Raw genomic sequence first — 9,733 nt, 5'->3', positions numbered from 1 at the left:
CCCCTGTCCCCGTATCTCCGTGTCAGCCTAACTTGGAAGTTTCTAATCAGCAGGTCGTTCGCCAATGAGAATATCTAAGTTAATTAATGCGCCACCTCGAACAAGTTGCACGTTGACGAGTTTACCAATGCGATCGCTATTATTTAGTAGTGCTAATACATCATTGGTATCACTCACAGCAACACCATCGAATGTAACTAACACATCCCCCAGCAACAAACCAGCCTTATCAGCAGGGGCGGAGGGTTCCACATTAACAACAATCACCCCCGTTGCTGTAGCTAAATTTAAAGCTGTTTTAAGGTTGCTAGGCAAGCGTACAGGCTGCATTCCCACGCCCAAATAACCCCGTGAAATATGCCCTTTAGTCAGTAATTGGTTAACCACGCGATCGATTGTAGCCGCAGGGATAGTTAAAACTGTACCGCGTCGCCCCGATGTATTCATACCAACTATATAACCAGCCGCATCTACGAGGGGGCCGCCAGCAAAACCAGGATAAAAAGTGATATCTGGGCGGATAAATTGGTCAATATTACCACCGCTCATACTCTGCCACGCACCAGTAACTACACTGACTGCTCCCATTGCTGCCCGTAAATCACCTTGGCTACTTCTTGCTAGTCCCAATACCAAATGACCGACTTTGAGATTTGTGGCATCCCCAATTTGTACCACAGGAAGTTGATAATTTTGCAGTTGAAATACAGCTATATCAGTGCTAGGGTCATGGCCGAGGAAAGAAACTGGTTGAGTTTTGCCATCTGATAAAGTGATGGTGATTTCTTCATAACGCCCAAGCGACTCATCCGAAGTGATAATAATACCCTTGCGCCAATGAATCCCACTAGGAGAAATGCGTTTACCAGCGTTGACAGCAACCACAGCACTTCCGGCTTGTTCTACTGTGTCGGCTAAACTGTTAGACAGTGCCAGCAGTGAAGACATAAAACTCTCCAACAACATTTTGTGATGCTTCTATACTGCCGTTTTACATCTATAGATAACATCGGAAAAATGGAGAGAATTCTACCTAGTAAAATGGCTAGTTGTCTTTAGTTTTGCTACTATTGTACGTCATTACGACTAAAACAAAATAATTCCTAAAATACAGCGTTTTTCAAGTAGGGGCGAACGGCTGTTCGCCCTTACAAACCACCATTCGCCCTTACAAATCACCATTTGCCCTTACAAACCACCATTCGCCCTTACAAACCGCACTGTTAACATTCAACAATTAACATTCAACAAACACCACTAACAGTTATATTTTTTTACCGCACATTAACAATTGGTATAGGATTCGCATTTGATTTTTGAAAAAAACTCAGTACACTTTGATTCCTTCTTACCTATTCCCTATTCCCTGTTTCCTATTCCCTCTCTACCCAAATAATCTCAGGAATAAAAGCCGATTCCTGTATTAACATTTTCCGCAAAAGTATCGCTTAATTCAATGAACATCATGACAATTTTGACTAATCGCAGACAGCAGCTACTTTTACTTGTTGTTCTTATAACTATCGTAGCCATTCTTAGCCTTCATTATTCACCTACTTCTAGTCAAATCGTAACGCGAGACAAATTTTTGTGGCCTTTTTCATCGAGATCCCCTTGGAATATGCCCATTGGTTCCAATGCGCGTTACATCAAGGCAAATATTGAAAAAGCACAAAATATTAGCATCGATAAAGAGTATTTTTATAAAACTAATTCTCAGCATCCATTACGTCCAGTTTATGCCCCTGGTACTTGGGGTCAAGGACGTTGTACAGGTACTAAATCAATGAATATTTATTTACCGATACCAGATACATTGATTATTCCAGATGCCACAATATATCCATATTATACACCTAATAATGCTTCAGCCTTTTTAATGGCAGACGGTAAAACTTTAGTACAGCTTCAACCTTTGACTCGTTGCCAACAAGCAGGTTCAATTTATGGTTGGCATTACTATCCTGATATCAATATTTATGGAGACGGAATAGGCGGGGCACATTTTGGTTCTGGTCTTTCTTCCATTGGTGGTTCTATTCGCAAAGGTGAACTTACCAACAATCAACCCATTCGCCATGCATTAAAAGTGTTGCTGTGGGCTAAAAAATATCTTTACTACACAAATTCTATTCCTGGGTATCGTTGGCCTGCAAATCGCGCTGATAATTATGCCGCTCAAGTTTATGGTGGTAAAAACCCGGCTCTTGTACAAGGAACTTTATTAGCTATTCCGCCAACAGTAAAAACACATACCCTCAACTTGCAAACATCCGCAGCAAAAAAAATCTTTCATGCACTACAAGATTATGGCGCTTATGTAGTTGATGATTCAGCATGGGATTCTCATGATATTGCAGTTGAGCAAGGAGTTAACGAAGAATTTCGGAAAATTTATGGCTACGATTTAAACAATAAAAATGGCAAGTTCTATGAAGAATTAATGAGATTATTTCAAGCGCTTTACATTGTTGATAATAACAGTCCAAATAGCATTGGTGGTGGCGGTATTCCCCGTGTAGCTTTAGCTCCACCTATTGCTAACTAATCAGAAATTACGCAAAAATAACGTAACTCCGTTATTACGAGTCATTCCATCCGATGTAGAGACGTAGCATTGCTACGTTTTTACTCTGTGGTTTGATTTTCCGTTACCTGTGCGTCAGCCCTGTTAATTATGCGGACATGATGACTCAAATTTTGGGGTTAAAAGAAGGCGATGTCTGCAACAGGCTACACCTACGCAGACTTTTGCGCGGGGGCAAGCGTTTATTGAATTCGGTCAAGCGTTCGTTGAATTGGCTCAAGCGTTTGTTGAATTTGCTCAAGCGTTCATTGAATTTGCTCAAGCGTTCATTGAATTCGGGCAAGCGTTCATTGAATTCGGGCAAGCGTTCGTTGAATTTGCTCAAGCGTTCGTTGAATTTGCTCAAGCGTTTATTGAATTTGCTCAAGCGTTCGTTGAATTCGGGCAAGCGTTTATTGAATTGAGACAAAAATAAATAATTTTACTTAAAACATAAAATATTTTTTGTATTAAATATTTTATAAAATACTGAATATTGCGGGTGTTATTCGCCACTATTTTGTTTATCTTAATGGTGTGAAGACAAGGATAGAAGGCAGTTTTTATCCTAGTGCATAATTAAAAAAAGGAAAGTTATTTATGTCACGTCGAAAACGTGGGTCTAAAGTACTTGATAGGGCACAGCGTCGCATTGCGGCTTTGAAATCGATTAGTCCCACCTTAGATTTAGGTAATGGAATCACTATTGACACCTTTGCCACCGCCATCAAAAAAACACAGGACAAGTTGGAAGCTTATAACTCCACCCTTTCTACGGTAGATTTAACTCAGGGAGCCTTTGAATTAGCCGAAAAGTCGCTGATGGAATTAACAGAACATGTATTAGTCAGCGTAGCCGCAAAGTATGGCAAGAATAGCGATGAGTACAAAATGGCAGGAGGCGTTCGTCGCAGCGAACGCAAACGTCCAGTCCGGAAGCCTAAGCAAGAGGTTGTTGCTTTATAAAGACAATACATTTGGGTTTTTTAACACTCTCCCGAATTCAAAATCGGGAGATTTTTGATTAGGTGGCAGCTTTATAAAACCCTGAATTTGAGAGAAAATTTAAGAATCGTAATCAGAGTAAATTTAAATGCACGTTATTAGTCGCAGAATTCTACGAGAATTTTGTGAGGCACATGCAGATGCAAGGGAAGCACTTTATGATTGCTATAGGATAGCAACTAAAGCTGAATGGAAAAATGACCCGTACTTTTAATCCAGAATCTTATGGTAAATTGCTAGCGGAGTATCAGCCAAAAATCATTACCACGGAAGCAGAAAACGAAGAAGCGATGTCTTCGACAAGCCGCTTCGCGTCTACGCACTAGCATTAACCTTAGAACATCGTCCCAATCGTACACCAGAAGAAGAAATGCTGTTGCAACTTTTGGTGACTTTAATTGAGCAGTTTGAAGAAACCCATTACCCAATCCTCCAAGGTACACCCAATTCGATGTTAGTACATCTGATGGACGCACGCGATACTACAACCGAAGCATTAGCTGAGGTAATAGGTTCATTGGAAGTTGCTTTACAAATTGTTAATGGCGATCGCACCATTAGTAAAACTCAAGCAGAAGCGTTGGCAAACTATTTTAATGTAGATACCAGTTTATTTACCTAGCTAGTATATCGAGATAATTTGAATAGCTGTAACTCGATGCATGGGTTTGGTTGACTTTTCAGTAGTAATCAATTCATCAGCCTTGAGCCAGAGGGCTGCGGCAACATGAAGTGCATCTATCGCAGCTAAACCGTAGATACAGGCAAGTTGATAAGCATCTTGTGTAATTTGCTCCGAGTCTGTTGCCCAATAGCTAATAGCGCTAAAGAAAGTTTCGTAAAACTCTGTTTCGTCTTTCTGTTGGTTATAAATTGCTTTGGGCAGTACTTCTAACTTGACAAATTGGCTCGACACAAATTCCCGATTTACGTCATTGAGAATGCTATTTGCTCGAATGCTGGTTGAGTGAATACCCCTAAAAGCAGTGATGAGAACCCCAGAGTCGATGTAAGTCTTCTTACGATTCACGGTATCCGCCCCGACGTTCAGCAAGCTCTTGTTCAATTTCTGCTTCGTTGAGTAATTGTATTCCAGAGGCGATCGCTCGAATACGAATTTCCCACAGCTTCTTAGCTAAAGGCGTTTGGGGAATATATTCTGTATTAATTGCTGTTGCATCTGATTCAAATTTCAACGCTTCCACAAACTCCAAAACCTTTTGCTGCTTTTCGGGTGTGAGTTCTCGCCAGCCTTCAAGCAACTGTTCTTCTTTACCCATAATCCACCTCATCATAGAGTGATGGTTCTATTTTTGCCTATTTTTTCGGTGGCTATACTTTTACAGAGGCGATCGCTTGCTATTGAACTAGAAGCATAACCCGCGAACACATATTTTTTTGCCGTGGAAGACATCGTTTCTCAATCTGATACAACAGCTACAAAATCTTTTGCCAGTTAGCTTCTGATGATAAAGCTATGAACCTGTATTAAAAATCCTATGTCCCAACCATCCCAAACCCAAGCCTAGACTAGAAGTGCTAGCTAAAATTAGAAAAGTATCAACCTTGCTAAAAGATTTTCGTAATTTATCTGCAGCTACAATCCAAACCATAGTAGAAGTACCACCTAAACCCAAAACTACAGCATAAACCCAATTCACAAGGCCAAACCCAACTTCAGACCAAATACCAGCCCAAATACCAGCCCAAACCACAGCTAAAATTCCAACCCAAACTACAGTCACAGCCACAGTCCAAACCATAGACCAAAGCGTAGCCGAAAATATAGGCTCAATAATCCGATCCCAAAACTTATCATTGGGCAAGCTATCGTAAGCCATATACGCAAACAAACCCACAGTCAAAAACAAACCCACAGACCCGCCCACAGCCTCGAACGGATTACTAGATGCAGTTAAGACATAACCCATAAGTCCATAAAGTACTAACGAACCATTCAACCAGCCCCAAGGAATGGTTTTAGTTAGTTTAATAGCTGGTTTATTTGGGTTAACCTCTGGCTTTAACTTAACTCTGGGATGAACAATTTGTGTTCTGTGAACTGGTTCAATTGGAAGTAGAGGCATTACTTTTGGTGCTTCTAACATTGCCAACCATGCTTGCATAGATTGAGGTCGGTCTTTTGCCTCCAGCGCCATACCCTTGAGAATTGCTTGATTTAATTGGTCACTAATACCTGAAATAACTTGTTTGGGTGGAGTTAGAGGAACATCATCAACCCTACGAGCTAAAGAAGTTGTGGGGTTTTGACCTGTAACCGCATAATAAAGTGTAGCTGCCAAACAATAAACATCAACAGTTGGCTCTCGACTCCCCCTAGTCATCTGCTCATAAGGTGCAAATCCATGATTACCAGCATTGCCTGTTGAACTCAAAGTTTTAGGCAAAAGTTCTTTAGCGATTCCAAAGTCAATTAAAACGGCTTTGCCATTTCTCCGCACCATGATGTTTCCAGGATGGGCATCTCTATGTACTAAACCTGCTTGATGCACTACGCTCAAAGCTTCCCCAATCTGGCGGATGCAGGGTACAATCTCTGCTTCTGGTAAAGCCCCCCTACGCCTCACCACTTCAAACAAATTTTCTCCCTCAACAAAGTCCATCACCAAACAGTGGGTAGCACTTTCCCGAAACAAGTCAATTACTCCCACAATGTGAGGATGAGGGTCTTTTGATAAGCGTGCGAGTATCCGCCCTTCTTGGATAAATCTTTCTATGTACTTTTCATATTCGGGATCGTGGCTGAGGTATTCATTAGGTGTCTTAATTACAACTGTCTGGTTTAGTTCAACATGCAAAGCCTTATAAGTAATCCCAAATCCCCCTTGTCCCAGGAATTGCTCAATTACATATTTGCCACCTTGCAATTGTTGTCCTGCTATCCAGGGCATGAATACCTCTAAGTAAAAAATTACTTTAATGCAAGCATTTTAATGAGAGTTTAGCTAATTCTACGGTGTTTTGCTAGATGAAGGACTGGGAGACACTAATGCTGGACTGGAAGACGGAGATGTTTTGATAAAAGGAATCCAACCAACTATGCCTGAAAGTAAGGTTCCAATTGCAGCAATGGCAGCTATCACAACTCCCCAAAACTGGATGTTTCGCTCCCAATTTGAGTTTGTGTTAGATGATACAACTACTGAAGGCTGAGAATTTTCCACAGTTAACCCTAAAGAATCGAGCCATTCCCGCATTGATTGAGGACGCTGTTTCGGGTCTAGTTGCATAGCTGTTAAAATTGCTTCATTGACATGACGGCTGATTTGCTTGTTGAATTCTTTAGGAGATACTAAATGCTCGCCGTCAACTTTGCGCTTTACTGCATCAACAGGTGTTCTTCCTGTCACAAGTTTATACAGAGTAGCTGCTAGTGAATAAATATCGCTATATGCACGAGTTATAGTACCTCTAGCGTAAAGTTCAGGAGGCGTAAATCCTTCAGAAGTTTCCTTAGTTCGGCTTGTGGTTAAGATATGGTCAAAGTCCAAAGCTAAACCAAAATCAATTAGTACCGCTTCTAGCTGTCCCTCTCGCTTCCGCAACAAAATATTTCCTGGATGCACATCCCGATGAATCAGTTCATTTTTATGTACAACTATCAGTGCTTCTCCAATTTGCTGAATGTAACGTAGTGCATCTGGTTCTGAAAGTATTGGTGGACGCAGGTCAGCCAAACTCACTTCATTTACATACTCCATTACCAAACACAAACAGTCTGCTTCTTCAAAGGAGTCTACGACCTCCACAATGTACTTATGTTTACACTTTTGCAGCTTTAAAGCCTCCCGCAAAAACATTGTCTTTAGCCGTTCGCGTTCCAATTGATTAAGGGAATTTAGCAAGTCATCATTTAAGGTTTTAATGACAAAGCGATCGCCATTCTGATTTTTCACCAAATAAGTAATACCAAAGCGTCCTCTTCCCAATTCTTTTTCAATGGTGTATTTTCCACCTTGCAAGCGATCGCCATCTCCCCAAGCCATCTTTGCAACTCCTACAATACATAAATTCATTGTCACATAACAGAGAGTTGACAAATTGAGCTTAATTGTGTGGAAATAGTGCAATGTCTACGACGGGCTACGCCTACGCTTTTTTCTCCCTCTATTGCTAAACTAAAAACAACCTTTAGCTAGTGCAAAGGTAACTTTATGACCTCTGCAACCAACCTCGATACCGATCTCACCCCATTTCCTGACCACACGCAGCTACCAGATTCCGATGGCACATTCGTGAAAAATGGGCAAGAGCATCCCCAAAGTATCTTACTAACTGACTCAATTACACCCATTCTTCAGCAATTACATCCAGAAGGTCAATATTGTATAGGTCAGGACTTAGGTATTTACTGGCGGTTAACAGATCCTCCAGAGAAAGGAGCAGTAGCACCGGATTGGTTTTATGTACCAAATGTACCGCCTTCGTTAGATGGACTTTCACGAAGGTCTTATGTGTTGTGGCGAGAGTTTATTGCACCATTGATTGCTTTGGAATTTGTCTCTGGTGATGGGAAAGAAGAAAGAGACAAAACTCCTTGGAAGGGTAAATTTTGGATTTATGAGCAGGTGATTCATCCAGCTTTTTATGGCATTTATGAAGTGAATCAAGCCAGTGTGGAAGTTTATGAATTAATCGGAGGACAATATCAGTTATTAGCAGCAAATGAGCGCGGACATTATCCCATACATCGTTTAGGAGTTGAGTTAGGTCTGTGGCATGGACAATATCAGAACATGGAATTACCCTGGCTGCGCTGGTGGGATTTGCAAGGGAATTTGTTGTTGACTGGCGATGAAAGAGCTGAACAAGAACACCAACGTGCTGAACAAGAACGCCAACGCAATGAGATTCTGATTGCTCAATTGCGATCGCTTGGTGTGGAACCAGAAGTCTAATATGTTGGAATCAGGTTAAAACTGGTAGAAGTGAAGCGTCTTGTTCTCAGACATTGCTGGGATTTTACCACAAGCGATACCTACGCTAAGCTACGCTAACGCGCCAATTTTTGATTTCATAGATTAAGGTAACAAATAAGAGACTGGTACGTAGAGGCGTAAAATTTCACGTCTCTATCATTTGGCAAGATAGTAGGATTGAAGTACGCCAGTTAAAAAGCCCCATTTGCTGATGTACTAACACCGAGCATCACTAATAACTGAGTGAACAAACAAGTGTTAATCCTAAGGAGTAAGCGCCGTGATAAATTTGGATAATTACAATGCAGAATTAGCTGAGGAAAAAACTTTAGATGAAGAAAATAATGATGATGAACAATATGAAAAAGTTACCTTTCAATACGATCCTGATAAAATTAATATTACAACAAGACAACCAACTATTGAACAATTATTAAGACGAATTGATGAAGCAGCACTTGATTTAGCACCTGATTTCCAACGCCAAGCAAATATATGGAATCTAGATGCTAAAAGTAAACTAATTGAATCTCTCCTAATTCGGATTCCATTACCAGCTTTTTATATAGATGCTACTAATGATGATAAATGGGTAGTTGTTGATGGTTTACAACGTCTATCTGCTTTAAAGCACTTTGTTAGTGATAAAAGTGAAGATAGACTTAAGCTAAGTGGACTAGAATACCTCACAAATCTTAATGGTAAAACTTATGATGAACTAGAACTAAGATATCAACGGCGAATCCTAGAAACCCAACCTACAGTCTATTTAATTGAAAAAGGGACTCCTACAGAAGTCAAATATAATATATTCAAAAGGATTAATACTGGAGGTGTAGGTCTTTCAAACCAAGAACTGCGTCATGCTCTGAACCCAGGCAAAGCCAATAAATTCTTGCGAGAACTTGCAAGTTCTTCAGAATTTATCCAAGTAATTCCACTCAGTGAATCTAAAAAAAAGCGTATGGATGACCGAGAGTTTATAGTTGGTTATCTTGCCTTTTTGCTTACTTCGTATAAAGATTACAAAGAAAACAGTAGGGATGTATTTTTAAGTGAAGCTTTATCTAAAATAAATGATTTAAATGATGCTGAATTAATAAAGATAAAGGAAAAATTTAAAACAGCAATGCTGGTAGCGTACGATATTTTTGGAGAAAATGCTTTTCGGAAAATTTCTGATAAAAATACGAGAAAATTTCCAGTAAATAAATCTTTATTT

Annotated in this window: 13 protein-coding genes; 7 read left to right on the top strand and 6 right to left on the bottom strand. The window is 40.2% G+C overall.

The window, feature by feature from the left end; genetic code table 11:
• Window positions 1-42: 42 nt before the first annotated feature.
• Window positions 43-948 (bottom strand): S1C family serine protease, encoded by a 906-nt coding sequence (locus tag GNE10_RS26745; protein WP_185568400.1) that lies wholly within the window; start codon window positions 946-948, stop codon window positions 43-45.
• A gap of 517 nt (window positions 949-1,465) precedes the next feature.
• Between GNE10_RS26745 and GNE10_RS26740 the strand changes: the two genes are divergently transcribed.
• The 5 genes from GNE10_RS26740 (at window position 1,466) to GNE10_RS36185 (ending at window position 4,193) form a co-directional block, all read left to right on the top strand.
• Entirely contained in the window at window positions 1,466-2,548 is a 1,083-nt protein-coding gene (locus GNE10_RS26740; RefSeq protein WP_260447049.1) for a hypothetical protein, read from the top strand.
• 250 nt (window positions 2,549-2,798) lie between these two features.
• Entirely contained in the window at window positions 2,799-3,002 is a 204-nt protein-coding gene (locus GNE10_RS26735; protein ID WP_185568394.1) for a hypothetical protein, read from the top strand.
• Window positions 3,003-3,166: 164 nt separating this feature from the next.
• The gene (locus GNE10_RS26730; RefSeq protein ID WP_099067056.1) at window positions 3,167-3,532 is read left to right on the top strand and encodes a hypothetical protein; all 366 of its coding nucleotides are present in this window, start codon (window positions 3,167-3,169) and stop codon (window positions 3,530-3,532) included.
• Window positions 3,533-3,768: 236 nt separating this feature from the next.
• Window positions 3,769-3,897 carry a hypothetical protein gene (locus GNE10_RS36190; protein ID WP_260447048.1) on the top strand — a complete coding sequence of 43 codons (129 nt, stop codon included), beginning with the start codon at window positions 3,769-3,771 and terminating at the stop codon, window positions 3,895-3,897.
• A gap of 44 nt (window positions 3,898-3,941) precedes the next feature.
• Window positions 3,942-4,193 (top strand): type II toxin-antitoxin system HigA family antitoxin, encoded by a 252-nt coding sequence (locus GNE10_RS36185; protein ID WP_260447047.1) that lies wholly within the window; start codon window positions 3,942-3,944, stop codon window positions 4,191-4,193.
• Here GNE10_RS36185 and GNE10_RS26720 read toward each other — a convergent pair whose 3' ends face one another.
• The 5 genes from GNE10_RS26720 to GNE10_RS26705 form a co-directional block, all read right to left on the bottom strand.
• Window positions 4,194-4,601 (bottom strand): PIN domain-containing protein, encoded by a 408-nt coding sequence (locus GNE10_RS26720; RefSeq protein ID WP_185568391.1) that lies wholly within the window; start codon window positions 4,599-4,601, stop codon window positions 4,194-4,196.
• Window positions 4,591-4,851, bottom strand: coding sequence for a hypothetical protein (locus tag GNE10_RS26715; RefSeq protein WP_185568388.1), 261 nt, complete (start codon window positions 4,849-4,851; stop codon window positions 4,591-4,593). Before GNE10_RS26715 ends, GNE10_RS26720 begins: the two co-directional genes overlap by 11 nt.
• An 11-nt stretch (window positions 4,852-4,862) precedes the next feature.
• The gene (locus GNE10_RS36180) at window positions 4,863-4,985 is read right to left on the bottom strand and encodes a hypothetical protein (RefSeq protein WP_260447046.1); all 123 of its coding nucleotides are present in this window, start codon (window positions 4,983-4,985) and stop codon (window positions 4,863-4,865) included.
• A gap of 61 nt (window positions 4,986-5,046) precedes the next feature.
• Window positions 5,047-6,483, bottom strand: coding sequence for a serine/threonine-protein kinase (locus GNE10_RS26710; RefSeq protein WP_185568385.1), 1,437 nt, complete (start codon window positions 6,481-6,483; stop codon window positions 5,047-5,049).
• 60 nt (window positions 6,484-6,543) lie between these two features.
• Window positions 6,544-7,578, bottom strand: a complete 1,035-nt coding sequence (locus GNE10_RS26705; RefSeq protein WP_185568382.1) for a serine/threonine-protein kinase — start codon at window positions 7,576-7,578, stop codon at window positions 6,544-6,546.
• Between the two features lie 168 nt (window positions 7,579-7,746).
• On the opposite strand from GNE10_RS26705, the gene GNE10_RS26700 reads away from it, so the two are divergent.
• The gene (locus tag GNE10_RS26700; RefSeq protein WP_185568379.1) at window positions 7,747-8,490 is read left to right on the top strand and encodes a Uma2 family endonuclease; all 744 of its coding nucleotides are present in this window, start codon (window positions 7,747-7,749) and stop codon (window positions 8,488-8,490) included.
• Window positions 8,491-8,791: 301 nt separating this feature from the next.
• On the top strand, window positions 8,792-9,733 hold a 942-nt coding region (locus GNE10_RS26695; protein WP_185568376.1), incomplete at its 3' end, for a DUF262 domain-containing protein.

The sequence above is a fragment of the Nostoc sp. 2RC genome, assembly GCF_014222165.1.
Taxonomy (GTDB): domain Bacteria; phylum Cyanobacteriota; class Cyanobacteriia; order Cyanobacteriales; family Nostocaceae; genus Nostoc; species Nostoc linckia.
Note: the sequence above shows the minus strand (reverse complement) of the source record. Positions and strands in the feature narration are given on the sequence as shown.

Bases quoted from the DNA above. Each gene is read 5' to 3' on its own strand.
- GNE10_RS26740 (WP_260447049.1), top strand. From the start codon at position 1,466: ATGACAATTTTGACTAATCGCAGACAGCAGCTACTTTTACTTGTTGTT.
- GNE10_RS26700 (WP_185568379.1), top strand. From the start codon at position 7,747: ATGACCTCTGCAACCAACCTCGATACCGATCTCACCCCATTTCCTGAC.
- GNE10_RS36190 (WP_260447048.1), top strand. From the start codon at position 3,769: ATGACCCGTACTTTTAATCCAGAATCTTATGGTAAATTGCTAGCGGAG.
- GNE10_RS26710 (WP_185568385.1), bottom strand. From the start codon at position 6,483: ATGCCCTGGATAGCAGGACAACAATTGCAAGGTGGCAAATATGTAATT.
- GNE10_RS26730 (WP_099067056.1), top strand. From the start codon at position 3,167: ATGTCACGTCGAAAACGTGGGTCTAAAGTACTTGATAGGGCACAGCGT.
- GNE10_RS26705 (WP_185568382.1), bottom strand. From the start codon at position 7,578: ATGGCTTGGGGAGATGGCGATCGCTTGCAAGGTGGAAAATACACCATT.
- GNE10_RS36180 (WP_260447046.1), bottom strand. From the start codon at position 4,985: ATGTCTTCCACGGCAAAAAAATATGTGTTCGCGGGTTATGCTTCTAGT.
- GNE10_RS26745 (WP_185568400.1), bottom strand. From the start codon at position 948: ATGTCTTCACTGCTGGCACTGTCTAACAGTTTAGCCGACACAGTAGAA.
- GNE10_RS26715 (WP_185568388.1), bottom strand. From the start codon at position 4,851: ATGGGTAAAGAAGAACAGTTGCTTGAAGGCTGGCGAGAACTCACACCC.
- GNE10_RS36185 (WP_260447047.1), top strand. From the start codon at position 3,942: ATGCTGTTGCAACTTTTGGTGACTTTAATTGAGCAGTTTGAAGAAACC.